Raw genomic sequence first — 25,812 nt, 5'->3', positions numbered from 1 at the left:
CCAGCACCACGCCGTGCGGGGAGGAAGCGGGCGAATCACCCGGAGGAATCGGCCAAATCCCGCGCCTCGCCGGACCCTCCCGCCTAGACTCGCTGGCATGTCAGCCTCCGCGACCGAGCCGCCCGCGCGCCCCGCGCGCACGGCGGGTTCCGTGGTCGAGGTCGGCAGCCTCGCGGGGCCCACGGGGGTCGAGCCGCGTCCGCAGACCGGTGCGCTGGAGGCGCTGCTGACCCGGCCGGGTCGGGGCGGCGCCGGCACGGTCCGCGTCGTCGACACCGCCGAGCAGCGGGTGCGCCACCCCAGCGACCTCGTCAACCTCGTGCTGTGCGCGGTCGGTGTCGCGGTCGTCATGCTCATGGCGGTCTTCGCGCACGGCACGACCGAGGGCGTCGCGGAGGACGTCCAGGGCTTCTCGGACCTGCTCGCGCGAATCCTCGTGTTCCCCGTGGCCGTGCTCGAGGGGCTCGTGACGCTCTTCGTGCCGACGGCGGTCCTCATCGAGCTCGGTGTCCGCCGGCTCGGACGCCAGGTCGTGGAGGCGATCGTCGCCGCGTGCCTGGGCCTCCTGCTCGGGGTGCTGGTCTCCCTCGCCATCAGCGCCTGGGGCTCCGACGAGCTCGTCCGCGGCCTGTCCGTCTTCGTCGACGGGTCGTGGCAGCTCACCATCCCCGACTACCTCTACGTCGCCGCCATCGCGGGTCTGCTCACCGCCGCGGGGACGCGCACGCGGCGACGCACGGTCGCCTGGTCCTGGAACCTCCTGTTCGTGGCGATCGGCGTGGTGCTGATCACCGGACAGGTCTCCCTGCCCGGGATCGTCATCACGCTCCTGCTGGGGCGGATCGCCGGCATGGCGGTCCGGTACGTCTCGGGCGTCCGCAGCGAGCGCGCGTACGGTCCCGACCTCGTCGAGGGCGTACGACGCGCCGGCTTCTCCCCGACCGCGCTCGTGCGCGTGCGCGACGTCACGGACGACGAGGAGCTCGCCGAGGCCGCCGACGACCCCATCACCGAGGTCGACGCCGAGGGGCACATCACGGCCGAGGTCCACGTCGGCGTCCTGCACGCGCCGGGCGCGGAGCACGACGCCGGCACCGTCCTCACGGCGGACGCGGCCCTCGCGCACCAGCACCTGGGGGGCGCCGGCCCGACGAGCGACCCCGAGCCCGCGGGCGCGGCGAACGGGTCCCCCACCCCGGCGCAGGACGCGCCGTCGGACCCCGCGGCCATCGCGCTCACCCGCGCGGGCGACAACCGCGTCTACGCGATGCTCGCCGAGGACGGGGTGCGCCGGGACGTCGTCGCGCTCGACGGCGACCGGCAGGTCGTCGGCTTCCTCACCCGGTTCTGGCGCTCGCTGCGTCTGCGCGGGACCGAAGGGCGTGCCGCGATCTCCCTGCGCGCGGCCGCCGAGCGCACTGCCCTGCTCTCCTACGCCGCGCGCGCCGCGGGCGTGCGCACCCCGCGGCTCCTCGGCGTCGGCGAGGCGGCGGACTCGATGATCCTCGTCCAGGAGCACGCCGCGGGCGCCGTGTCGCTGCGCGACCTGCCGGTCGAGGACCTCACCGACTCCGTGCTCAACGAGGCGTGGCGCCAGCTCCGGCTCGCGCACTCGGCCGGGATCGCGCACCGCGCGCTCACGTCGGACGTCATGCTCGTGTCGCGCGAGCGCGCGACCGGGGCGCCCGAGGTCTGGCTCACGGGCTGGGAGCAGGGCGACATCGCGTCGTCCGAGCTCGCGCGCCGGCTCGACCTCGCCCAGATGGTCGCGCTCCTCGCGCTGCGCGTCGGCGCACGTCGGGCGGTCGAGTCCGCGGTGAGCGTCCTGCCCGACGAGGACATCGCCGCGATCGGGCCCCTGCTGCAGTCGGTCGCCCTGCCGCCGAGCACGCGCGACGAGATGCGGCAGGACAAGGAGCTGCTCAAGGAGCTGCGCGCGGCCCTCGTCGACCGCCTGCCCGAGGCCGACGTCGAGCCGCAGCGCATCACCCGCTTCGGGGCGCGCACGATCCTGACCCTCGTCCTCGTCATCGCCGCCGTGACGGCGCTCGTCACGTCGTTCAACTTCGAGCAGATCGCCGAGGCGGTCACCGAGGCGAACCCCTGGTGGGCGGTCCTGTCCTTCGCGCTCGGCATCCTCACGTGGGTCGGCGCGGCCCTCACGCTCGCCGCGTTCTCCCCCACCAGGCTGCCCTTCTGGCGCGTCACCCTGACGCAGGCCGCCGGGTCGTACGTCGCCCTCGCCGCCCCGGCCGGCATCGGGCCGGCCGCGCTCAACCTGCGCCTGCTCACGAAGCGCGGCGTGTCGACCCCGATGGCCGTCGCGACCGTCGCGCTCGTGCAGGTGTCGCAGTTCCTCGTGACGATCCTCATCCTGGTGCTGCTGTCGGTCTTCACCGGCGACGGCGGCCTCGTGGAGCTTCCCTCCACGACGGTGCTCCTCGCCATCGGTGGCGTCGCGCTCGCCGTGCTCGCGACGCTCCTCGTCCCTGCGGTGCGGAACTGGGTCATGGCGAAGATCCGGCCCACGGTCCAGCAGGTGTGGCCGCGCCTGTCCGCGATGCTCGGGCAGCCCGGACGGCTCGCGATCGGGTTCGGCGGCAACATCGTCATGACGCTCGGGTACGTCCTCGCGTTCGACGCCGCGCTCGCGGCGTTCGGCCAGGAGCTCTCCCTCATCGACGTCGCCGTCATCTACCTCATCGGCAACGCGGCCGGCGCGGCCGTCCCCACCCCGGGTGGCCTCGGCACCATCGAGCTCGCGCTGACCGGTGGGCTCACCGCCGCGGGCGTGCCGGTCGCCCTCGCGACCTCCGCGACGCTCCTGTTCCGCGTCGCCACCTACTGGGCCCGCATCCCGATCGGCTGGGTCGCGATGCGCCACCTGCAGAAGAAGGGCGACCTCTAGCGCCGGGCGTCAGCCCTTCGGCGTCTCGGCGACCTTGACGTCCACGTGGTAGTCGGTCCCGTCGACCTCCGACAGCGTGACGGTCGTGTCGTACACGTTGCCCGAAGCCGGGTCGGTGAGCTCGCACTCGACGACCTCGCCGTCCACGAGGTCGACGGACTCCTCCCCGCAGTCGACGTCCGCCTCGCCGATCTCGGCGAGCGCACCCTCGGCGTCCTGGGCGATCTTGGAGGCCGGCACGGTGAGGTTGGCGTTCACGCTGCACGCGGTGAGCGCGACGACCACCAGCGCGGCGGCGGGGACGAGGGCGATCGAGCGGACGGTGGAGCGGTGCATGGTTCCCCCTGGGTCTGGGTCGGATGTCCGCCCGATCCTGGCGGACCGCGGGCTGCGGGCGCCACCTCGCACGATGGTGAGAACTCCCCGGCCCGCCGCGGGGACGTTCGGCCCGGGACGGGCGGGGGCGGCCACCGATAGGCTCGCCGCGCACCCGTCGGCGATGACGCCGTTCGGGCGGCCCGTGATGCTGGACGACGTGAGGAGCCCGCACGTGAGGATCGGAGTCCCCCGCGAGGTGAGGGACGGGGAGCGGCTCGTGGCCGCGACCCCGCGCACGGTGGAGCGCCTGCGTGCGCTCGGGTTCGAGGTCGTGGTCGAGCACGACGCCGGGGCGGCGGCGACGTTCGCGGACGACGCGTACGAGGCCGCGGGCGCGGCCGTCGCGGACGCCGCGACCGTGTGGGGCGCCGACGTCGTGACCGCGGTGAACGCGCCGACGGACGCCCAGGTCGCGCTGCTGCGTCCCGGCGCGACGCTCGTCGCGATGCTCGGCCCCGCGAACGACCCTGCGCTCGTCCAGCACCTCGCAGAGCGCGGTGTGACCGCCCTCGCGCTCGACGCCGTCCCGCGCATCTCGCGCGCCCAGGCGCTCGACGTGCTGAGCACGCTGTCGAACGTCGCCGGGTACCGCGCCGTCGTCGAGGCGGCGGCCGAGTACGGCGGCATGTTCGCCGGTCAGGTCACGGCCGCGGGCAAGACGCCGCCCGCGAAGGTCTTCGTCATCGGCGGCGGGGTCGCGGGCCTCGCCGCGGTCGGCGCGGCGGCGAGCCTCGGGGCGCAGGTGCGCGCGTTCGACGTGCGCACCGAGGCCGCCGAGCAGATCGAGTCCATGGGCGGCACGGCCGTCCGCGCCCCGGAGGCGCAGCAGGGTATGTCCGCCGACGGGTACGCGAAGCCGCTCACGCCCGAGCAGGAGCGTGCCGCGCTCGCGGTGTACGCGCGCGAGGCCGCCGAGGCGGACGTCGTCATCACGACGGCGCTCGTGCGCGGCCGCGCGCCGCGCACCCTCACCGCCGCGGCGGTCGCGGGGATGCACCCGGGCGCCGTGGTGGTGGACCTCGCGGCGTCGGGTGGTGGGAACTGCGAGCTCACCGTGCCGGGCGAGCGGGTCGTCACGCCGGGCGGGGTCGTCGTCGTCGGCTGGACCGACCTCGCCGGACGCCTGCCGCAGCACACGTCGCAGCTCCTCGGGACGAACGTCGTGCACCTGCTCGAGCTGCTCACGCCAGGCAAGGACGGCCAGGTCGTGCTCGACCTCGACGACCCCGTGCAGCGCGGCATGACCGTCGCGCGCGACGGCGAGGTCCTGTGGCCACCGCCGCCCGTCGCCGTGAGCGCCGCGCCACCGCCGGGCGCAGGATCAGGTGCGCCACCGCCGTCGGACCCCGTGCAGGAGGCCGCCGACCGGCAGCGGGCGCTCGCCGCCGAGGCGGACGCCGCCGCGCTGCGGCGTCGCCGTCGCACCGTGGGCGCCGCCCTCGCCGCGGTGCTCGTGACGCTCGGGCTGTCGTTCGCGCCGCCGTCGCTCGTCGGGCACGTCACGGTGTTCGCGCTCGCGGTGATCGTCGGGTACTACGTCATCTCGCACGTCACGCACTCGCTGCACACACCGCTCATGGCCCAGACGAACGCGATCTCCGGGATCATCCTCGTCGGCGCGCTGCTGCAGATCGGCTCCGACGACTGGGTCGTCACCACGCTCGCGGTGCTCGCCGCGACGGTGGCGAGCATCAACGTCTTCGGCGGCTTCCTCGTCGCCAACCGCATGATCCGCATGTTCCGGAAGGACGTGCCGGCCCGCCCCGTGCAGGGGGTGGCCCGATGACCGCCACGTCCGTCGCGCAGGCGGTCTACGTCCTCGCGGCCGTGCTGTTCGTCCTCAGCCTGGCGGGGCTGTCGAAGCAGGAGTCCGCGCGCCGCGGCAACGTGCTCGGCATGGTCGGCATGGCCCTCGCGCTCGCCGCGACGATCGTGCTCGCGCTCGACACGAGCGCCCGGCCGGTGCTCGTCACGGCGATCCTCGTCGCGCTCGTGCTCCTCGTCGGTGCGGCGGTCGGGACGTGGCGCGCGCGGCGCGTCGAGATGACGCAGATGCCCGAGCTCATCGCGATCCTGCACAGCTTCGTCGGCGCCGCGGCCGTGCTCGTGGGCTTCAACTCGTACCTCACGGCCCATGCCGCCGGGGCCGACGACGTCGCGCACCTCGTCGAGGTCTCGCTCGGCGTGCTCGTGGGCGCCGTGACGTTCACGGGCTCGGTCGTCGCGTTCCTCAAGCTGTCCGGCCGCGCGCGCTCGGCGCCCCTGCAGCTCCCGGGCCGCAACCTGCTCAACCTCGCGATGCTCCTGGTGAGCGTGGTGCTCGTGGCGTGGTTCGTCGTCGTGCCGTCGGTCTGGCCGCTGCTCCTGCTCACCGTGGTCTCGCTCGCGCTCGGCTGGCACCTCGTCGCGTCGATCGGCGGGGGCGACATGCCCGTCGTCGTGTCGATGCTCAACTCGTACTCGGGCTGGGCCGCCGCCGCCGCGGGGTTCATGCTCGGCAACGACCTGCTCATCGTCACCGGCGCGCTCGTCGGGTCGTCCGGTGCGATCCTCTCCTACATCATGTGCCGGGCCATGAACCGCTCGTTCGTCTCCGTGATCCTCGGCGGGTTCGGCACCGAGGAGGGCTCTGCGCCCGGCGCCGGGACGTCCGAGCACGGCGAGCACCACGAGGTGGGTGCCGACGACGTCGCGGCCCTCCTGCGCGACGCACGCAGCGTCGTCATCACCCCGGGCTACGGCATGGCCGTGGCCAAGGCCCAGTACCCGGTGGCCGAGCTCGTGGAGATCCTGCGCGACGGCGGCGCGGACGTCCGGTTCGGCGTGCACCCGGTCGCGGGCCGCCTCCCGGGGCACATGAACGTCCTGCTCGCCGAGGCGCGCGTCCCCTACGACATCGTCCTCGAGATGGACGAGATCAACGACGACCTGGCGAAGACCGACGTCGTGCTCGTCATCGGCGCGAACGACACCGTCAACCCCGCCGCGCTCGACGACCCCGGGTCGCCCATCGCGGGCATGCCTGTGCTGCGCGTCTGGGAGGCGGACCGGGTCGTCGTCTTCAAGCGGTCGATGGCCGCCGGGTACGCCGGGGTGCAGAACCCGCTGTTCTTCCGCGAGAACACGGGGATGCTGTTCGGGGACGCGAAGCAGCGGGTCGAGGACATCGTCGCGGCGCTGCGGGTCGGGTGACGGGCCGGCGCCGTCGGGGACTCAGCCCAGCACGCGTTCCCGCGGGCGGTCGATCGTCAGCGACGGCATCGTGCCGAGCGACCCGTGCGCGGCGACGTAGTCCTTGAGGTCGCCGCGGAAGACGACCCGCCCGGGGAGGTCGAGCAGGGTCTGCGGACGCACCTGCCACCGCTCGATCCCGAGGTCGCAGACGCCGGCCCCGTGCAGCACGTGGTAGACGAACTCCGAGCAGAAGAACCGGTCCTCCACCTCGTGCCCCCGGCCGAACCGGGCGCCCACGAGGCCGCGCACGTTGTAGGAGAAGGCGTGCGAGTCCAGCAGGAACTCGGTGATGCGCACCCGGATCGCCTCGTGCTGCTCGGGCGTCACCGGAACCTCCAGGACGACCCCGGGGACGACGTCCATGCCGCGGTACAGGCCGTCGTCGAACCGCTCGCGCCGGAAGCACCCGACGAACGGGTTGCCCGCGCGCCGGCGCCCGAAGCTGAACATGAGGTCCAGCCCCGGGTCCAGCGCCAGGGCGGAGTGCGTGAACTCGTCGCGCGTCGCGAGCGCGATCGTGCGGGACAGGACCGTACGACTGCGGGAGAGCACCACGTAGACGTTCACGCGCCGACCCTACGACGCCGAGAGCCGTCTCCGTAACGCCACGGCGTGCGAAGTTCCCGCAGCGGTGCGATCATGCGCCGCCGAGCAGGCTCACGACCACCTCCGCGAGCTGCGGCGGGAGCTGGGCCGCCGCCTCGCGCACGTCGAGACCGAGGTGCTCGGCGTCCTGGAGGGCGCGTGCCGCGCGCGCCGGGTCGGGCGCCGCGCCGTCGCCCGTGAGGATCATGACGCCCGCCGTGAAGGCGGCGCGTCCGTTGCCCTGCTCCGCTGCCCGGAGGTAGAGCTCGAGCGCGCGCGCCGCATCCCGCGGGCGCCCCCGACCGGTCGCGTGCTCGGCCGCGAGGTTGTACAGCGCACGAGGGTGCCCGGCGTCGGCCGCGCGCTCGAGGAGCTCGCGCGAGAGGGCCTCGTCGACCGGCGTGCCCTGCCCCGTCGCGGTGAGCACCGAGAGCTCGAAGAGCGCGTCGGCGTTCCCGCGCCGCGCCGCCTCCTCGTGGTCGGCGACGGCGGCCGCAGGGTCCTGCGCGAACCCGTACCCGTTGTAGCGCATCCACCCGCGCAGCACGTGGGCGCTCCCGTCGGGGTCGTCCTCGGCGAGCCGGTCCACGCGGGCGGCGGCCTCGGCAGCCAGCGGGAGACCGCGGAAGTACGCCTCGCGCACCCACGCCGTCGCCGCGTCGCGGGAGACCTGGTCCGCGCCGCCGGCGTCCGCCCCGCGGTACGCGTCCACCATCACGCGCTCCGCGTCGGGAGGCAGCAGCCCGATGACGTGCTCGTTGCGGACGAACGCGTCACGCAGCCCGTACGCCGCGGCGAGCAGCCGCTCGCGGCTCGCGGCGCGGTCCGCGAGCGCGGCGCGCGCCTCCACGTACGCCGCGCTCCCGCGCGGGACGCCCGCACCGCCCGACGACGCGGCCCCGTCGTCCGTCGAGCTCTCCGCGGCGCGAGTAGGCGCCGGGTTCGGGGTCTGCGCCAGGGCCGCGGTCTGCGTCGGTGTCGTCTCCGCGGTGCTCGCGGGCTTCGCCGGAACCTGGGCGTCGGTCCCCGTCGAGGCGTCCCACACCAGCTCGCCGTCGGGGTTCCAGAGCCGGTACGTCCGGTCGTTCGCGTACATCGCGCGCCAGCCCTGCGGCAGGGAGAGGTGCCGGACGAGGTGCGGAGCGGCGCGCCACACCTCGTGCGCGGCGACCTCGCGCGTGCCTCCGCGGGGAATCTCCGGCCGCGTCGTGACGAACCACCCCGTGGTGCCGGCGCCCGGCGCGTAGTGCGAGAGGTAGACCTCCGGCGCCGTCTCGTAGCCCTCCTGCACCAGCAGCCGGTCGACGAAGCGGATCTCCTGGCGCTTCACCTTGGTGAAGCTCGCCATCTGGTTGAGCTGCTGCAGGACGCGGAGCATCGGGTCGACGTCCCACGTGGTCGTCTCGATCCCCGGCTTCGTGAGGTCGGTCGCCCCGACGCGCAGGTCGTCGCCGTCGGCCCCGAGCACCGTCCACCAGAACCCGAACCAGGTGCCCTTGCCCGCCGCGATGCGCGCCGGGTCCGTCGAGGCGTACCAGTCGAGAAGGTTCTTCGTCCACGGCAGCAGCTCCGGCGTCGTCCGCACCCACACGCGACGCCCGTGCCGTGAGCGGGTCTCCGCGGTGACCTCCTGCGGCTGGCGAGTCGGCTCGCCGTCGGCCCACCAGCGCACGGCGTCCGGCACGGGCGGCCACGAGTCCAGACGGCGGCGCGAGAGCGGGTCGATCGCGCGCACGACCTCGCCGTCGAAGTGCGCCACGAACCAGTGGCCCGGCCCGTGGGCACGGTCGATGCCGACGACCGCGAACGCGCCCTTGCCCCGTGCCCGCAGGCGGTCGGCGATCTCGTCGGGCGTCGTCTGCCGGAACGGCGCGCCCGCGAGCTCGGCGAGCTCATCCTCGCTCGGGCCGTCCGCGGTGGCGACGTCCTTCTCGCCCGTCCGCAGGAACCGCACGAGCGCCGCCGCGCCCGACGCCGCGTGCGGGAGCGGGTGGCCCGTCGCGACCGGGTCGAAGCGGTGCCCCGCCTGGAAGCCGGCGACCAGGTCGGCCTGCGAGAACGACGACTCCCGCGTGTACACCGACCCGTCGAACCCGACGACCGTCTGCGCGCCGCCGCGCCCCGGCGTCCACACGTGGAACCCGCCGGGCACGACCTTGCTGTACCGCGCGACGGTCGGGACGTCGATCCCCAGCTGCGCCGCTGCGCGGTCGGCGAGGTGCGGGAAGCCCTCGGTCCAGTGCTGGCTCTGCTGCGGGCCCTGCCCGGTCGCGTCGGTCACGGGCCCGACACTACGGCCCCCGGCCGAGACCGCGCGCCGCCGCCCATGGGGACCGCTCCCCGTGCTCGGGATCGTGGGCCCGCGGCGGGTCAGCGCCCGCTCGCCCGACGCAGCACCGCCTCGGCGTGGCGCAGGACCGGCCCGTCGACCATGCGGCCGTCGTGCGTGAACACGGCGTCGGGGCCACCGGGGTTCGCGGCCGCGGCGTCGAGCAGCGCACGGGCCGCGCTGACCTGCTCGGGCGTCGGGGCGTAGGCACCGCGGATGACGGGGACGTGGCTCGGGTGGATGCACGCCGTCGCGGCGAAACCCGACGCCGCGGCGTCCTCGGCCTCGGCCCGCAGCCCCTCGAGGTCGGCCACGTCGACGTGCACGGCGTCGACCGCCGCCTTGCCCGCCGCTCCCGCGGCGAGCAGGACGGACGCCCGCGCGTGCCGTGCGACGTCGCGGTAGGTCCCGTCGGGGCGACGGCTCGACGTCCCGCCGAGCGACGCCACGAGATCCTCCGCGCCCCACATGAGCGCGACGACCTCGTCCCGCTGCGCGAGCTCCCGTGCCGCGAGGACTCCCGCCGCCGTCTCGCACAGCGCGACGACCCGGATGCCGGGGAGCGTCGTGGCGAGCGCGCCCAGCGAGCCGAGCAGCTCCGGGCCTGCCTTGGCGACCATGACCGTGCGCAGCCGGGTGTCCGCGAGCGCCGCGACGTCGAGCGCGTGCTCCGGAGTCCCGACGGCGTTGACGCGCACGACCGTCCGCGCCGGGTCGAGGGTGGCCGACGCCTCGACGACCGCACGACGGGCGGCGTCCTTCGAGGCGGCCGCGACGGCGTCCTCCAGGTCGAGGATGACGGCGTCCGCACGGTCGGCGGCCTTGGCGAAGCGGTCGGGCCGGTCGCCGGGGCAGAACAGCAGCGCCGGGCCTGGCGCGAACCCGGCCCCCGCGGTCCGGTTGCCGAACCCGGGATCGCGCGTCACGTCAGCCTCCCGACGACCCGCAGCCCCGGGTTCGGCACCGTGCGGGTACCCCGCGACCCGGGTTCGACGACGCGTCCGGGCGAGCGTGCGCCGTCGGGCCGGCTCCCGGGCGGTCCGACGTCGACGTTCACCACGCGCTCTCCTCGTCGCCCCGGCTCAGGACGGGCTCGTGGTGGTCGGTCCGCGGCGCGGGAGCGGTGCCGGCCTCCCCGCCGAACCCGGGGTCTCGGGTCACGTCGGCCACCGTCTGCCCCGCAACCCCGGGTTCGGCGCCGTGCGCGTGCCCCGCAACCCGGGGTTCGGCACCCTCCGGCGGCGCAGCGTCGTCGGGTCCCGTCGCGGACGCCGCCTCGTGGGCCGCGCGCGTCCAGAACAGCGCGGTGCGCACGGCGCGCGCGACGAGGACGCCGTCCTGGTTGAGGCCGCGGTGCTCCAGCGTGACGACGCCCTGCCCGGGGCGCGACGCCGAGAGACGCTTCTCCACGACCTCCGTCTCGGCGTAGAGCGTGTCGCCGTGGAACAGCGGCCGGGGGAACTCGACCTCGCGGAACCCGAGGTTCGCGACGATCGTGCCCTGCGTGACCTGCCCGACCGACAGCCCGACGAGCGTCGACAGCGTCATCATCGAGTTCACGAGCCGCTGCCCGAACGGCTGCGTCGCGGCCCACGCGGCGTCGAGGTGCAGCGCCTGGTGGTTCATCGTGAGCGTGGAGAAGACGACGTCGTCCGCCTCCGTGAGCGTGCGGCCCGGCCGGTGGCGGTACACCACGCCCATCTCGAGCTCGTCGTAGTACAGGCCCCGCTGGACCACCTCGCGCATGCTGCTCCCTCTCCCTCGCCGCGCCCCGGCGACGTCCGCCGAGAACGACCCTGCTCGCCGTCGACCACGAGGTTGCTGCCGGAATGCGCTCCAGAACGACAGCAACCTCGTGCTCGGCGCGCGACCCGGGTCAGCCCTCCAGCCCCAGGCTCCTCGCGATCACCATGAGCTGCACCTCGGTGGTGCCCTCCCCGACCTCGAGGATCTTCGCGTCGCGGTAGTGCCGCGCGACGGGGTTCTCGTTGAGGAAGCCGTAGCCGCCGAAGATCTGCGACGCGTCGCGCGCGTTCGCCATCGCGGCCTCGCCGCCCACGAGCTTCGCGACGGACGCCTCCGCCTTGAACGGCTTGCCGCGCACGAGCTTCTGCGCGGCGTCGAGCCAGGCGAGCCGCGCGGTGTGGACGCGCGCCTGCATGCGGGCGAGCGTGAACGCGACGTGCTGGTTCTCACCGATCGCGCGCCCGAAGACCACGCGCTCCCCCGCGTACCGCAGCGCCTCCTCGAGGCAGCCCTGCGCGGCGCCCGTCGCGAGGGCGGCGAACGCGATGCGGCCCTCGTCGAGCGCGCGCAGGAAGTTCGCGTACCCGCGCCCCCGCTCACCGAGCAGGTTCTCCGCGGGGACGCGGACACCCGTGAGCGTGAGGGGGTGCGTGTCCGAGGTGTGCCAGCCGACCTTGTCGTACGCCGGCCCGACCTCGAACCCCGGCGTCCCCGCCGGCACGATGATGCTCGACAGCTCCTTGCGCACCTCGCCGTCCGGGCCGCGCGTCTCGCCCGTCACGGCCGTGATCGTCACGAGGCTCGTGATCGGCGTCCCCGAGTTGGTGATGAACTGCTTCGACCCGTCGATCACCCACTCGTCGCCGTCGAGCCGCGCGGTCGTGCGCGTGCCGCCCGCGTCGGAACCGGCCTGCGCCTCCGTCAGCCCGAACGCCGCGAGCGTCCTCCCGGCGAGCAGGTCGGGCAGCCAGCGCTCCTGCTGCTCGCGCGACCCGTGCCGGTAGATCGGCACGATGCCGAGCCCGACGCCCGCCTCGAGCGTCACCGCGATGGACTGGTCGACGCGCGCGAGCGCCTCGACCGCGAGGCACAGCGACACGTAGTCCTGGCCCTGGCCGCCGATCTCGCGGGGGAACGGCAGGCCGAACAGCCCGAGCTCGCCCATCTGCGCGATGATCTCCATCGGCAGGCGGCGCTCGGTGTCGTACTGGTAGGCGGCCGGCGCGACGACGCTGTCGGCGAAGTCGCGCACCACCTGGCTGAGCTTCCTCTGCTCGTCGTCGAGCAGGACGTCGGCCTCGATCATGATGCTCCCTGGGTGTCGGGTTGCGGGACCGGCGCGGCGGGGTGTACCGCTCCGGAGTCGTGGGGGTGGACGACGGCGACCACCTGGTCCCGGCGCACGAGGTCGCCGGGGCGCACGCTCACGCTCGCGACGCCGTCGTGCGGGGCGAGCAGCGGGTGCTCCATCTTCATGGCCTCGACCGTGACGAGCACGGCACCGGCGACGACGGCCGCACCGTCGGCGACCGCTGTCACGACCGTCCCGGGCATGGCCGCGCGCACCTCCGGGTCGGTCGCGCCGGGCGTGTCACCCCTTGCCCGACGGCGGTCGGCGCGCGCCCGCGCGGCCCGCTCGGCCCGGTCGGGGGCCACGAGGGCGACCGTCCGGCCGCCGTGCCAGAGCCACACCGTGGCAGGCGCGCCGTCGTCGGGCTGCTGGTCGTCGAGGGCGAGCCGCACACGCTCCCGCACCCCGTCGACCGTGACCCACCACGCGCCGTCGGCCCCCGGGTCGCGCTCGAGCCCGGCGCGAGCACGCCGCACGGGCGCCTCGGTAGCCCTGGCGTCTGCGCGCGCTACCGACGCGCCGTCGGCCCCGGCCCCCCAGACGTCGTCGTCCGCGCACGCGCCCTGCACGACGGCGTCGCGCACCTCCCCGGTGACGCGCACCTCGTGCTCGTCCCCGATCGCGTCGACCAGCACGACGCGCCGCGCGGCGGCCGCCGCGTTGAGCCGCCACCCGTCCCGGACCCGCCACGGGTCACCCTCGACCCCGGCCCCGCCGAACCCCGGGTTGAGCGCCGATCTCGACCCGGAACGACCCGTAACCCAGGGTTCGGCAGTGCGGGAGACGACGAGCAACGCCGCAGCGACGAGCTCGGCCCACCGCAGGCCGTCGTCGTCGACAGGCGACCCGCCGGACGAGACGACCCGGTCGATCAACCCGGTGTCGAGCCGCCCGGCCCGCACGTCAGGGTCCGCGAGCAACGACCGCAGGAACGCCGTGTTCGTCTCGACCCCCAGCACGACGGTCCCCGCGAGCAGGCCGTCGAGCCGGTCGACGGCCTCGTCGCGCGTCGCCCCCCACGCGACGGCCTTGGCGAGCATCGGGTCGTAGTGGCCGCCCACGACGGCTCCGCCGGAGATCCCGGAGTCGAGCCGCAGGGGCGAGGCGTCGGGCCCCGCCGGGACCCCGCCGTCGTCGTAGACCAGCACGTGGCCGGTCGCGGGCAGGAACCCGCGCGCGGGTGACTCGGCGTAGAGGCGCGCCTCGACGGCGTGGCCGCGCAGCACGACGTCGTCCTGCGCCAGCCCGAGCGGCGAGCCCGCGGCGACACGGAGCTGGAGCTCCACGAGGTCGAGGCCGGTGACCATCTCGGTGACGGGGTGCTCGACCTGGAGGCGCGTGTTCATCTCGATGAAGAAGAACTCGTCGGGGTCCGCGGCGGGCACGAGGAACTCGACGGTCCCGGCGCCGACGTACCCGACGGAGCGCGCGACCTCGCACGCGGCGTCGCCCATCCGGGCGCGCTGGTCCGCGGTGAGCAGCGGTGACGGTGCTTCCTCGACGACCTTCTGGTGGCGTCGCTGGAGGGAGCACTCGCGCTCGCCGAGGTGGATCACGTTCCCGTGCGTGTCCGCGAGCACCTGGACCTCGATGTGGCGCGGCGCCTCGACGAGCCGTTCGAGCAGGAGGGTGTCGTCCCCGAACGACGCCGCGGCGACCCGTCGGGCCGACGCCAGGGCACCGGGCAGGTCCTCAGCCGTGCGCACGACGACCATGCCCTTGCCGCCGCCCCCCGCCGAGGGCTTGACGAGCAGCGGGAACCCGACGTCGCCCGCGGCGGCGACCAGCGCGTCGTCGTCCATCCCGGGCTCCCCCGCACCGGGGACGACGGGAACCCCGCGCGCGGCGACGATGCGCTTGGCGGCGAGCTTGTCGGCCATCGCCTCCATCGCCTCGACACCGGGTCCGACGAACGCGATGCCGGCACGCTCGCACGCCCGGGCGAGCGCGGGGTTCTCGGACAGGAAGCCGTAGCCCGGATGGATCGCGTCGGCCCCGGTCGCGACGGCCGCCGCGACGACGGCCTCGACGTCGAGGTAGCTGCGGGCCGCCGGTGCCGGGCCGAGGCGGACGGCGACGTCGGCCTCCCGGACGTGGCGCGCGTCGGCGTCGGCGTCGGAGAACACGGCGACCGAGCGGACGCCGAGGCGCCGCAGCGTGGCGATCACGCGGCACGCGATCTCGCCGCGGTTCGCGACGAGCACGGTGCCGAACGGCACGGGGGTGGACGAGGGACCCACGGCGATCACATCCGGAAGAGCCCGAACCGGTCGCCGGTCCAGGTCTCGGGCAGGGGCGTGCGCGCACACACGCCGAGGGCGAGGCCGAGCACGCGGCGCGTGTCGGCGGGGTCGATGACGCCGTCGTCCCAGAGCCGGGCGGTCGCGTAGTACGGGCTGCCGTGCTCGTCGTAGTCCGCGCGGATGCCGTCACCGAACGCGGCCTCCTCGCCGGGGTCCCAGGTCTCGCCACGCGCAGCGAGCTGGTCGCGCTTCACGGTCGAGAGCACGGACGCGGCCTGCGGCCCGCCCATGACCGAGATGCGGCTCGCGGGCCACGACCAGAGGAACCGCGGGGAGTAGGCCCGCCCGCACATCGAGTAGTTCCCGGCACCGAACGACCCACCGACGATCACGGTGAGCTTGGGGACGCGCGTCGTCGCGACGGCGGTGACCATCTTCGCGCCGTCCTTCGCGATGCCGCCCGCCTCGGCGTCGGTGCCGACCATGAACCCGGAGATGTTCTGCAGGAAGAGCAGCGGGATGCCGCGCTGGTCGCACAGCTCGATGAAGTGCGCACCCTTGAGCGCGGACTCGGAGAACAGCACACCCTGGTTGGCCAGGATCCCCACCCGGTGCCCGTGGATGCGCGCGAACCCGGTGACGAGCGTGTCGCCGTACTCGCGCTTGAACTCGTCGAACCGGCTGCCGTCGACGAGGCGAGCGATGACCTCGCGCGGGTCGTACGGGGCCTGTACATCGGTCGGCACGGCGTTGTACAGGTCTTCGCCGGCCGTGACGGAAGGTCCGGGCCGCCCGGGCGAACGCCCGTTGTGCCCGACGACGGGCGGCTCGCTCGGCACCACGTCCCACGCCGGCTCGGGGTCCGGCGGGAGCGTCGCGACGATGCGGCGGACCCGGTCGAGCGCGTCCTCGTCGTCGTCGGCGAGGTGGTCGACGACGCCGCTGCGCCGCGCGTGCAGCTCCCCGCCCCCGAGCTCCTCGGCCGTGACGACCTCGCCGATCGCGGCTTTCACGAGCGGCGGCCCGCCGAGGAAGATCGTGCCCTGGTCGCGCACGATGACCGTCTCGTCGCTCATCGCCGGCACGTAGGCACCCCCCGCCGTGCACGACCCGAGCACGGCCGAGATCTGCGGGATCCCCGCCGCCGACAGGCGCGCCTGGTGGTAGAAGATGCGGCCGAAGTGGTCGCGGTCGGGGAAGACCTCTGCCTGGCGCGGCAGGAACGCACCGCCGGAGTCGACGAGATAGACGCACGGGAGCCGGTTCTCCAGCGCGACCTCCTGCGCGCGCAGGTGCTTCTTCACCGTGAGCGGGTGGTACGTGCCACCCTTCACGGTCGCGTCGTTGCACACGACCATGACCTGCCGTCCGCTCACGACGCCGATCCCGGCGACGACCCCCGCGGCCGGCCACGCGCCGTCGTCCACGCCGTACCCCGCGAGCGGCGCGAGCTCCAGGAACGGGCTGCCCTCGTCGAGCAGCCGGTCGACGCGGTCGCGCGGCAGCAGCTTGCCGCGCGCGACGTGCCGGTCGCGCGACGACGCCGGGCCGCCGCGCGCGACGGTGGCGGTGCGCTCGCGCAGCTCGTCGGCGAGCGCCCGTTGCGCCGCGTCGTTCGCCCGGGCCGCCTCGGAACCCGGGTCGACGGCGGTCGTCAGCACGGTCACGCCCCCACCCCTCCCTGCCGAGCCCTGGTCTGCATGTCATGACCGGCCTCCGGTGACACGGAATCCCGGGTTCGGCCGGACGGCGTGGCAGCCGGGAGCGTCGAGCCGCCGGCCAGGAGCGCGAGCGCCGGGTCCTCGAGCAGCGCACCCAGGTCGGCGAGGAAGCGCGCGCCCTGCTCGCCGTCGACCACACGGTGGTCGAACGACAGGCTCAGCGTGACGACGTCGCGCAGGGCGACGCCACCGTCGTGCTCCCACGGCCGACGACGCACCGCGCCCAGGCCGAGGATGGCCGCCTCGCCCGGCACGAGGATCGGGGTACCCGCGTCGACACCGAAGACGCCGACGTTCGTGATCGTGATGGTGCCGCCGGCCAGGCGCTCGGGGGTCGTGCGGCCGTCGCGAGCGGTGACCGTGAGGTCGGAGAGCGCGACGGCGAGGTCCGGCAGGTCGAGGTCCTGCGCGTCGGGAACGTGCGGGACGACGAGCCCCCGGTCCGTCGCGACCGCGATCCCGAGGTTCACGCGGCGGTGCCGCACGATCTCGGCGGAACCGTCGGGCAGGTCGCGCCACGCACTGTTGAGCGCGGGATGGCGCGGGAGCGCGAGGCACAGCGCCCGCGCCGCGAGCGCCATGACCGTGATCCGTGCGCCCCGCGCGAGGCGGTGCGTGCGCAGCCGGTCGAGGAGCTCGACGCTCCGCGTCACGTCGACAGTGAGGAACACCGTCGCGTGCGGCGCCGTGAACGCGCTCGACACCATCGCCGCCGCCGTGTGCTTGCGCACGCCCCGCACCGGCACGACGTCGGGCTCGAGCCCGGGACCGGCATCGAGACCGGCTCCGACGCCGACGGCCGACGAGAGGTGAGAGGTGGCCCCTCGACCGGGATTGACCGCAGCCACGTCTCCCGTCCCGTCCGCGGGCGCCGTCGGGCTGTCGAGCGCCGCCGTCGGCACGGGGCGGCTGCCGTGCGCGGCGGAGGGCTGCCGCACGACGTCGCGGTGGCAGCTCACGGCGGCCAGGACGTCCTCGCGCGTGATGAGCCCGTCGCGTCCGGTGCCGGCGATGCGCTCGAGGTGCACGCCGAGCTTCTTCGCGAGCGCGCGCACGGGCGGCGTCGACCGGGGCCGCTCGGCCACCGAGCCCGCCGCCGCGCCGTCGTCCGGTCGCTCGCCGAACCCGGGGCTGCGGGTCAGGGACGTGCCGGCGAGCTCGGGGTTACGGGCCACCACGGGCCTGTCGTGGCCCGCAACCCCGGGTTCGGCGCCAGCGGTGGTCCGACGGGGTCGACGCGCCGGCCGGCCGACGCGGTCCGGGCGAGCCCCGTACCCGACGAGGTTCGGCTCGGGCCCGTCGTCGGACCCGGGCTCACCGGTGACCCGCCCACCATCGAGCCCGGGGTTCGAGGGCACCGGGGGCTCCGGTTGCCCCGCAACCCCGGGTTCGGCGTCGAGGCCGGGGTTCGGTGTCACCCCGACGGCAAGCTGCCCCGCAACCCCGGGTTCGGCGGCGGGCGGGGCGCCGTCGTCGACCTCGAACGTCACGAGCGGCTCGCCGACGGTGACGGTCTGGCCCTCCTCCGCGTGCAGCGACGCGACGACTCCTGCGTACGGGGACGGGAGGTCGACGAGCGCCTTGGCCGTCTCGACCTCGGCGATGACCTGGTTGAGCTCGACGCGGTCCCCGGCGTGCACGTGCCAGCTCACGATGTCGGACTCGGTGAGGCCTTCCCCGAGGTCGGGGAGCCGGAACTCGCGCATCGTCATCACCGGGCCACCGCCTCGACCGTGCGGGAAGCCCCCGTGGCGACGAACGGCTCGGACCGGCCGAGCGCGCGGTCCACGCCGTCGAGGATGCGGTCGAGGTCGGGCAGGTAGTGCCCCTCGAGCTTCGCGGGCGGGTACGGGATGCCGTGCCCGGTGACGCGCACGGGCGCCGCCTCGAGGTACTCGAAGCAGCGGTCCGTGACGGTCGCGGCGATCTCCGCGCCGAGCCCGGCGTGGCGCGGCGCCTCGTGGGTGACGACGACGCGCCCCGTCTTGCGGACCGACGCCGCGACGGTGTCGTGGTCGACGGGCGAGAGCGACCGCAGGTCGATCACCTCGACGGACACGCCGTCGTCGGACGCGGCCACGGCGGCGTCGAGCGCCGTGCCGACGAGGCCGCCCCACGTGACGAGCGTGACGTCGTGGCCCTCGCGCACGACGCGCGCCCGGTCCATGGGGAGCGGCTCGGACGGGTCGAGGTCGACGTCACCCTTGAGGTGGTAGCGGCGCTTGGGCTCGAAGAAGATCACCGGGTCGTCGCACGCGACGGCCTGGCGCAGCACCGTGTACGCGTCCTGCGGGTTCGCGACCGACACGACGCGCAGGCCCGCGACGTGCGCGAACAGCGCCTCGGGCGACTCCGAGTGGTGCTCGGCTGCGCCGATGCCGCCGCCGACGGGGATGCGGATCGTGATCGGGAGCCGCACGTTCCCGCCGGTGCGAGCGTGCATCTTCGCGAGCTGCGACACGATCTGGTCGAACGCGACGAACACGAAGCCGTCGAACTGGATCTCGCACACCGGCCGGTACCCGCGGTACGCGAGACCCACCGCCGTGCCGATGATGCCCGACTCCGCGAGCGGGGTGTCGAGCACGCGCCGCGGCCCGAACTCGGCCTGCAGCCCGTCCGTCACGCGGTAGACGCCGCCGAGCCTCCCGACGTCCTCTCCCATGACGACCACGCGGTCGTCGTCGGTCATCGCGCGCTGGAGCCCGGCGCCGAGCGCCTTCGCGAGCGTGAGGGTCGTGGTCATCGCGCCACCCCCGTGCCGGTGCCCGACGGCGATCGGTCGCCCTCGGTACCCGGCCCGCCCGCGTCGTCGTCCCCGAAGGACGCGAGGTAGTGCGCGTACTCGGCACGCTCGCGCTGGAGGGCGGCGTGCGGCTCGGCGTACACGTGGTCGAAGAGCGAGAGCGGCGGCGGGTCGGTGAGCGCGACGCACCCGGCGCGCAGCTCGGCGGCCGCAGCGTCGGCGGCGCCCTGCACGTGCGCGGCCGCGTCGTCGTCGAGCACGCCCACCCCGCGCAGGTACGCCTCGAAGCGCGCGACCGGGTCGCGGCCCGCCCAGGCCTCGACCTCGGCGGCGTCCCGGTAGCGCTTCGGGTCGTCGGCCGTGGTGTGCGGGCCCATGCGATAGGTGACGGCCTCGACGAGGGTCGGGCCGCCGTCGCGCCGCGCCCGGTCCAGAGCCGCACGGGACACGGCGAGGACGGCGAGGACGTCGTTGCCGTCGACGCGCACGCCCGGCATGCCGAACCCGCGGGCGCGCTCGGCGAGCGGGACGCGCGACTGCAGCGCGACGGGCTCGGAGATCGCCCACTGGTTGTTCTGGCAGAAGAAGACGACGGGCGACCGGTACGTCGAGGCGAAGACGAACGCCTCGTTGACGTCGCCCTGGCTCATGGCGCCGTCGCCGAAGTACGCGACGCCCACGGGGAGCCCCGCGGCGGGGACGACGCGGCCCGCGTCGACGTCGAGCTGCACGCCCATCGCCCAGCCGGTCGCGTGCAGGGCCTGCGCGCCGATGATGACCTGCGTCGGCGCCATGCCGATCGCGTACGGGTCCCACCCGGCCACCGCGACGCCGCGCCACACGCGCACCAGGTCGACGAGCGCGGCGCCCCGGACCCGGGCCACGGCGTGCTCGCGGTAGGAGGAGAAGACGAAGTCGTCGTCGCGCAGCGCGCGGGCCGAGCCGATCTGCGCCGCCTCCTGGCCGAGCAGCGGCGGCCACAGCGCGAGCTCGCCCTGCCGCTGGAGCGCCGTCGCCTCGGCGTCGACGCGGCGGGCCACGACCATGTCCTCGTAGAGCCGCAGCAGCCCCGCCCGAGCCGCGTCGCGCGCGGACTCGTCGGGGGCGTCGAGGTCGAGGTCGGCGAGCCAGCGGTCGAGCTCCGGCTCCGGGCGGCGCGTGCCGTCCTCCGTCAGCAGGCGCAGCGTCGGCGTCGTGCCCGACGTCGTGTCCTCGGTCGGACGGGGATCGTCGCCGGCCGCGGGCGTCCCGCCGTCGACGGGCGTCGCTCCGCCCGGAGCACCCGCGCGCTGGTCGACGGGCCCCCTCTTCACGACCTCGTGCGCCGGGACCTTCCGCTCTGCTCGTGCGTCGCGCGGGGTTGCCGCCCGGTGACCGTCGTGCGCCTTCGGCGGGGTCGCCGCCGTCGGACCGGTCCGCACCGCAGGTTCGCTGGACATCATCGCCACCTCACCTCTCGGGGCCGGTGCTCACCGTCGAGCACCGGATGAGGTGAACGTAACCCGCGTCACGCACATGGCTCCACCGACCTCCGACACGCTGTGCAGTGTGACCGCGATCACTCCGCTAGGGTAAGCAGCATGCACAGCGCCGACGCTGTCGACCTCGACCTCCTGCTCGCGCTCGCCGACGACCCGCGGGCCACGATCGTCGCGCTCGCCGACCGGCTGCGGCTCTCGCGCAACACGGTCGCCGCGCGCCTCGCCCGGCTCGAGTCCGAGGGCGCGTTCCTCGACCTCGACCGCCGCATCGACCCGCACGTCCTCGGGCACCCGCTCACGGCGTTCGTCGAGGTGCAGCTCCGCCAGAAGGAGCTGGCCCGGATCGTCGAGGACCTCGCCCTGATCCCCGAGGTGGTCCAAGCCCACGGGCGCAGCGGGACGGCGGACCTCCGCGTCACCGTCGCGTGCCGCGACACCGACCACCTGTTCCGCATCGACGCCGCGATCCTCGCGATCGACGGCGTCGAGCGGACCGAGACGTCGCTCTCGATGGGCGAGCTCATCCCCTACCGCCTCCGGCCCCTCATCGAGCAGCAGCGCCGCGCCCGGACCACCCCGCCCCCGCACCGCGAGAACCCCGTCCCTCCGAGATAGGACCTCGATCTCAGTCGCTCGTGGTCGGGTCCGCGAGCAGGGCGCCGTCGGTGCTCGGGTCGCCCGTCGAGGTAGAACCGCGGTCCGCCGAGATAGAGCCATGGTCAGCCGACGCCGGGCCCGAGTCGCGCGCGGCCGACCGGCACGCCACCGCGGCCCTTGCCCGAAGTGACCACGGACCAGGGTGGTACGACGTCGGGCGGGGTGGGTGGGGGCACCGCGTCGTGGTCGGGCCTGGCGGGAGCCGCGAGGAACGAGCGGCGGATGGTCGACGCGGCGCCCCCGCCCACCCCGACACCCAGCCGACCAGACCCTCTTCGGGAGGGGAACCAAGGTTCTACCTCGCGCAACCACGGTTCTACCTCGGCACCGCGAGGCCCCGACCGAGTCGGGTCAGCGCAGGTCGCGCAGGTAGGCGGCGGCGCCGTCGTACGCGGCGATCCGGCGCTCGTAGTACGTCGCGATGATGAGCAGCAGACCACCCGCCGCGGCGAGCGTGAGCATCCACGGCCCGGCGGAGATGCGCGTGCCGAGCTGCGACACGAAGACGACGAGGATCTCGACGGGCAGCACCGCGACGCCCAGGACGAACGGCGCGGCGAGATGCCGGCGCGTCCCGATCAGCACGGCCGCGAGCGCGAGCACGACGACGAGCACCGCGCGCCACGTGCGCGCGTCGGTGTAGGTCGCCAGCACGGACGGTCCGACGGTCGCGAGGATGCCCGGCGCGAGCGTGCGCCACGACCCGAGGAACCCGACCGGCCACGTGGCGAGGGACGGCGTCGGGCGCACGGACGCGCCCACCTGCCCGACGGCGAGGCCCGAGCCGGGCGTGCCGGCGGCGCTGAGCGCGAGGTACCCGGCCACGAGCAGGCCGACGCCGAGCGGGAGCGAGAAGACCTCGACCCGCAGCTCGCGCGGCGACCAGGCACCGATCGCGGCGGTGAGCGCGAGGAGCCACGTGAACCAGGCGGGCGGCAGGTCGTACCGGCCGCGGAGGGCTCGGCGCACCCCGACGACGAGCACGGCGAGCAGTGCGACCTCGACGAGCCAGACGGTCGTGATCGCGCCCCACGACGGGCGGACGTTCGCGACCGTCCCCACCACGGCGAGAGTTCCGGCGGGCGCGAGTGCCCACCGGCGCACGACTGCCGACCACCGGTCGGGGGTCACGCGGACCGCGACGAGCCCCGCGCCGAGCGCGACGGCGCCGCCGGCGAGCGTCCAGACGAGCCCGAGCGCGAAGAGCGCGCCGCTGCCGGGGACGTGCGCGACGTGCAGCGACTCGACCGTCCCGGCGGTCGCGGCGAGGACGGCGGCCCCGGCGAGCCGCAGCGCCGCCGCCCGCGACCAGCCGCTCCGGCGTCGCACGAGCAGCACGCCCACGACCACGCACAGCGCGCCGGCACCGAGCAGGATCGACGCGCGCGGGTCACCGGGCCCCGGCCGAGCGCCGAGGACGAGCACCGACGGCACGACGAGGAGCGCGAGGCCCGCCGTCGCGAGCTCCCACCAGCGCGGTGCGCGGCGCGCCACGACGGCGCCGGTGACGAGCGCGGCCAGTGCGGGCGGGGCGGTGTAGGCCTCGACGAGGCCGACGTCCGCGGCGGCGAGCGCCGTCCACAGCGCGGCGGTCGCGAGGGCGGCGGCGAGCCACCACTCCCCGCGCCGGTCGCGCTCGCGTGCGGCGAGCCCTGCACCGACGGCCAGGACGAGCAGCACCGCGACGGCGATCTCCGGCCCGGCGGCGGGCCGGGCGTAGGCCAGCCCGACGGCGATCGCCCCGGTGAGCGCCGCGCTCGCCTCGACCCAGAGCCGCCCCGCGGCGAGACCGAGAGCGAGCAGCGCAGGCCGCGCACCCGCGAGCACGGTCGCGACGAGCACCGCGACGACCGGGAGCACGACGGGCGACCCGCTGCCCGGAAGGAGGAGGGCGCCGGAGCCGACGACGGCGACGGACGCCGTCGGGAGGACGAGCGACGCGGCGAGGACACGCAGTGCCGAGGTCGTCCCCGGACGGCTCGAGACCACGAGGACGACCTCGAGCGCGAGCATCGCGAGGCACGCCGCGACGGACCACCAGCTGCGCTCCGCGACGACGGTGAGCACGCCCAGGACGAACGGCACCGCCGTCACGGCGAGCACCGCCCACCACGAGTCCCGCGCCACCCGCGGCGCGAGGGTCACGGCGAGCGCGACCAGGGAGGCGACACCGGAGACCGTGCACAGCACCGCGACGACACCGACGCCGGTCCACGCGAGCGTCGCGCCGAGCACGAGCAGCGCGTACCCGTACGCGGTCGCGACGAGCGGCGCGTGCAGGCCGCGGGGCGCGACGGCACGCGCGGCGAGCAGGAGGATCGCGACGAGGACGCCCCCGACCGTGGCGGTCGGCCGCGCCGTCCAGGACCCGGCGACGAGCAGCAGGACCGCGACGACGAGCCCGGTCGTCGCTGCGGCGCGCCACACCCGACGCTCGGCTCCCCCGACCGGGACGAGCCCGCGCCGGATCGCCGCGCGCGCCGTCGGGACGAGTCGCCCGGCGACGGGGCGGAGCACCGCGCCGAGCCCACGACGAGCGGCTCGCACCAGGGCCCCCGGCGCGTGCTCGCCACCGGCCGTCGGGGTCGTGGGATCGACGGGCCGTGCCGTCGCGACGACGAGCACGGCGCCCAGGAGCGCGAGCAGCACGAGGGACGACGCACCCGCGAGGCGCGGATCGAGCACCAGAGCCAGGACGAGGGCGACCGCGATCCACGGTGCGAGGACGCGTCCCGTGCGCACGACGGGTGCCGCACCGAGGCGCGGGTGCGGCCGGGCCCCCGCCGGGATGACCGGTCCGGACGGGCCCGGCGTGCGCAGCGCGAGGTGCCCGGCGACGAGGCAGACGACGAGCGCCGCCCCCAGGCCGGCGTGCGTCCCGAGGAGCAGCGCGGGGACGGACACGTCGCCGCCCCAGGTCTCCGGCCCGAAGAGACCGAGCCCGAGCGGTGCGTCGTCGAGGGCGACCGCGGTACCGCCGGAGGGGGTCACGAGCACTTCGGCGGCGCGCAGCCCGGCGAGGGCCAGCGCGGGGCCCGCCGCGAGGAGCGCCACGACCGCACCGCCGAGCAGGACGTCCGAGCGCCCCACCGCCGCCAGCGGCCCGCCGAGCGCACGCGCCACGAGCCTCGGCGAGCTGAGGGCCAGCACCCCGAGCCAGGCGAGCGCCGCGAGAACCGGGACGAGCCCGACCCAGCCGTCCTCGCCCCCGACGCCGAGCAGTCCGCCCGCGAGCACCGCCGTCGCGCCCGTGAACCCGAACCACCTCCGCTCGTCGGTCGCGACGCGCAGCACGCCCGCCAGGAGCGCGGCGCCGAGCGCGACGAGCGCCGCGCCCGACCCGGCCGGCAGGCCGGGCACCGCGGGGACCGTGAGCCCCACGAGCACGCCGAGCGGGACCGCGATGGTGCGCGCGACACCGAGGAGCGTCCGCTCGACGGCGAGCGTGCTGCCGACGCGCGCGCCGGACCTCACCGCGACCGGCCCGGCGACGGCGGTGAGGCCTGCGGTGACGAGGAGCGCCGTCGCCCAGGCCCACGACGCGCCCACCGCGGGAGCGGCGACGAGCGGGACGAGCGGCCCGAGCAGGACGGCGCTCGTCACCCACGAGCGCACCCGCGCCCGGTCGCCGACGACGCCGAGCGCGGCGACGACGATCATGAGGAGCGCGGCCCGCGCCGTCGCGGCGCCCGCGGGAGCGAGAGCCCACGCGCTGAGCAGGAGCTCGACGTCCACGATCGCGAGGACGACGGTGAGCCCCGCGACGGCCTCGGCGGACGAGCGGAGACCCCGCGACCGGAGGAACACCGCGGCGCCGACGGTGAGGACCGTGACGACCCCGGTCACGAGGGCCCGCAGCGCGAGGTCGTCCGCGAAGGTGAAGAAGACGAAGACGAGCGTCGCGACCGACAGCAGCCCCGCGCCCGCGGCCGCGAGCACCGGCTGGAGCCCGATCGACCGCGACGGGGGTGCGGCGACGGGCGCGCGCCCCACGACGGGACCGGCCGCCGGGCGGTACGTCACGGGTCGCTGTGCAGCGGCGGGCGGCGCCAGGCGCGGAGGCGCGGTCCGTGCCGGCACGGCGGGGAGCGGCGCGGCGGGGAGCGGCGCGGCGGGGAGCGGCGCGGTCGAGGGAGCGGCCGCGGAGCCCGGGGGCGCGACCGCCGCCGCGCGTGCGGCCCACGCCGCTGCCTCGGGCTGGGTCGCGCGCAGCGCGTCGAGCGCCGCCTGCCGACGACCGAGCGCCGAGGCCGCTGCCGTCGAAGCGGCGGCCACCTCGAACGCGAGAGGGCCGACGAGGTCGAGCAGGCACCGTCCGCAGCGGGTCGAGCGGAGCGGCGCGGCGCACGCGGGGCAGGAACGCGTCTCGGGCAGCCGCGCCAGCGCGACGTCGACCCACGGCTCTCTCATGCGCACATCCTGGCGAACCTGGG

Annotated in this window: 16 protein-coding genes and 1 pseudogene; 4 read left to right on the top strand and 13 right to left on the bottom strand. The window is 75.5% G+C overall.

The features are described 5' to 3' along the window. Positions 1-97: 97 nt before the first annotated feature. Positions 98-2,908 (top strand): flippase-like domain-containing protein, encoded by a 2,811-nt coding sequence (locus tag ACMXGY_RS01620; protein WP_483775144.1) that lies wholly within the window; start codon positions 98-100, stop codon positions 2,906-2,908. A gap of 9 nt (positions 2,909-2,917) precedes the next feature. On the opposite strand, the gene ACMXGY_RS01615 is transcribed toward ACMXGY_RS01620, so the two are convergent. After that, the gene (locus ACMXGY_RS01615; protein ID WP_483775143.1) at positions 2,918-3,244 is read right to left on the bottom strand and encodes a hypothetical protein; all 327 of its coding nucleotides are present in this window, start codon (positions 3,242-3,244) and stop codon (positions 2,918-2,920) included. Between the two features lie 214 nt (positions 3,245-3,458). Here ACMXGY_RS01615 and ACMXGY_RS01610 point away from each other — a divergent pair, with 214 nt between their 5' ends. Together ACMXGY_RS01610 and pntB are read left to right on the top strand one after the other, a co-directional pair. Further along, a complete protein-coding gene (locus tag ACMXGY_RS01610; protein ID WP_483775142.1) occupies positions 3,459-5,072 on the top strand; it encodes a Re/Si-specific NAD(P)(+) transhydrogenase subunit alpha in 1,614 nt (537 codons plus the stop codon). Continuing rightward, a complete protein-coding gene (pntB, locus tag ACMXGY_RS01605; RefSeq protein ID WP_483775141.1) occupies positions 5,069-6,478 on the top strand; it encodes a Re/Si-specific NAD(P)(+) transhydrogenase subunit beta in 1,410 nt (469 codons plus the stop codon). Before ACMXGY_RS01610 ends, pntB begins: the two co-directional genes overlap by 4 nt. Positions 6,479-6,499: 21 nt before the next feature. Here the strand turns inward: pntB and ACMXGY_RS01600 are convergent, their stop codons facing one another. The 11 genes and pseudogenes from ACMXGY_RS01600 to ACMXGY_RS01550 form a co-directional block, all read right to left on the bottom strand. Beyond that, complete coding sequence (locus ACMXGY_RS01600; protein WP_483775140.1) at positions 6,500-7,087, bottom strand: hypothetical protein; 588 nt, start codon at positions 7,085-7,087, stop codon at positions 6,500-6,502. A gap of 70 nt (positions 7,088-7,157) precedes the next feature. Continuing rightward, entirely contained in the window at positions 7,158-9,386 is a 2,229-nt protein-coding gene (locus ACMXGY_RS01595; RefSeq protein ID WP_483775139.1) for an immunity protein Imm33 domain-containing protein, read from the bottom strand. A gap of 89 nt (positions 9,387-9,475) precedes the next feature. Next, entirely contained in the window at positions 9,476-10,360 is an 885-nt protein-coding gene (locus ACMXGY_RS01590) for an HpcH/HpaI aldolase/citrate lyase family protein (protein ID WP_483775138.1), read from the bottom strand. Next, the gene (locus tag ACMXGY_RS01585) at positions 10,357-10,494 is read right to left on the bottom strand and encodes a hypothetical protein (protein WP_483775137.1); all 138 of its coding nucleotides are present in this window, start codon (positions 10,492-10,494) and stop codon (positions 10,357-10,359) included. Before ACMXGY_RS01585 ends, ACMXGY_RS01590 begins: the two co-directional genes overlap by 4 nt. 212 nt (positions 10,495-10,706) lie before the next feature. After that, positions 10,707-11,180, bottom strand: a pseudogene (locus ACMXGY_RS01580) (MaoC family dehydratase); the annotation flags it as partial. 130 nt (positions 11,181-11,310) lie between these two features. Then, entirely contained in the window at positions 11,311-12,486 is a 1,176-nt protein-coding gene (locus ACMXGY_RS01575; protein ID WP_483775136.1) for an acyl-CoA dehydrogenase family protein, read from the bottom strand. Beyond that, entirely contained in the window at positions 12,483-14,771 is a 2,289-nt protein-coding gene (locus tag ACMXGY_RS01570; RefSeq protein WP_483775135.1) for an acetyl/propionyl/methylcrotonyl-CoA carboxylase subunit alpha, read from the bottom strand. The genes ACMXGY_RS01575 and ACMXGY_RS01570 overlap by 4 nt, the downstream gene beginning before the upstream one ends. 5 nt (positions 14,772-14,776) lie before the next feature. Beyond that, the gene (locus tag ACMXGY_RS01565) at positions 14,777-16,441 is read right to left on the bottom strand and encodes a carboxyl transferase domain-containing protein (RefSeq protein ID WP_483775134.1); all 1,665 of its coding nucleotides are present in this window, start codon (positions 16,439-16,441) and stop codon (positions 14,777-14,779) included. Continuing rightward, positions 16,438-18,207 carry a dihydrolipoamide acetyltransferase family protein gene (locus tag ACMXGY_RS01560; protein WP_483775133.1) on the bottom strand — a complete coding sequence of 590 codons (1,770 nt, stop codon included), beginning with the start codon at positions 18,205-18,207 and terminating at the stop codon, positions 16,438-16,440. Before ACMXGY_RS01560 ends, ACMXGY_RS01565 begins: the two co-directional genes overlap by 4 nt. Continuing rightward, positions 18,207-19,241, bottom strand: a complete 1,035-nt coding sequence (locus ACMXGY_RS01555) for an alpha-ketoacid dehydrogenase subunit beta (protein WP_483775132.1) — start codon at positions 19,239-19,241, stop codon at positions 18,207-18,209. The genes ACMXGY_RS01560 and ACMXGY_RS01555 overlap by 1 nt, the downstream gene beginning before the upstream one ends. Next, the gene (locus ACMXGY_RS01550; protein WP_483775131.1) at positions 19,238-20,683 is read right to left on the bottom strand and encodes a thiamine pyrophosphate-dependent dehydrogenase E1 component subunit alpha; all 1,446 of its coding nucleotides are present in this window, start codon (positions 20,681-20,683) and stop codon (positions 19,238-19,240) included. Before ACMXGY_RS01550 ends, ACMXGY_RS01555 begins: the two co-directional genes overlap by 4 nt. 138 nt (positions 20,684-20,821) lie before the next feature. Here ACMXGY_RS01550 and ACMXGY_RS01545 point away from each other — a divergent pair, with 138 nt between their 5' ends. Then, positions 20,822-21,337: an Lrp/AsnC family transcriptional regulator gene (locus ACMXGY_RS01545; RefSeq protein ID WP_483775130.1), complete on the top strand. Its 516-nt coding sequence runs from the start codon at positions 20,822-20,824 to the stop codon at positions 21,335-21,337. Positions 21,338-21,730: 393 nt separating this feature from the next. Here ACMXGY_RS01545 and ACMXGY_RS01540 read toward each other — a convergent pair whose 3' ends face one another. Then, complete coding sequence (locus ACMXGY_RS01540; RefSeq protein ID WP_483775129.1) at positions 21,731-25,789, bottom strand: SCO7613 C-terminal domain-containing membrane protein; 4,059 nt, start codon at positions 25,787-25,789, stop codon at positions 21,731-21,733. Between the last annotated feature and the right edge of the window lie 23 nt (positions 25,790-25,812).

Source organism: Cellulosimicrobium sp. G4 BAM 1002, from assembly GCF_057126935.1.
This window is presented reverse-complemented; position numbering and strand designations above follow the sequence as displayed.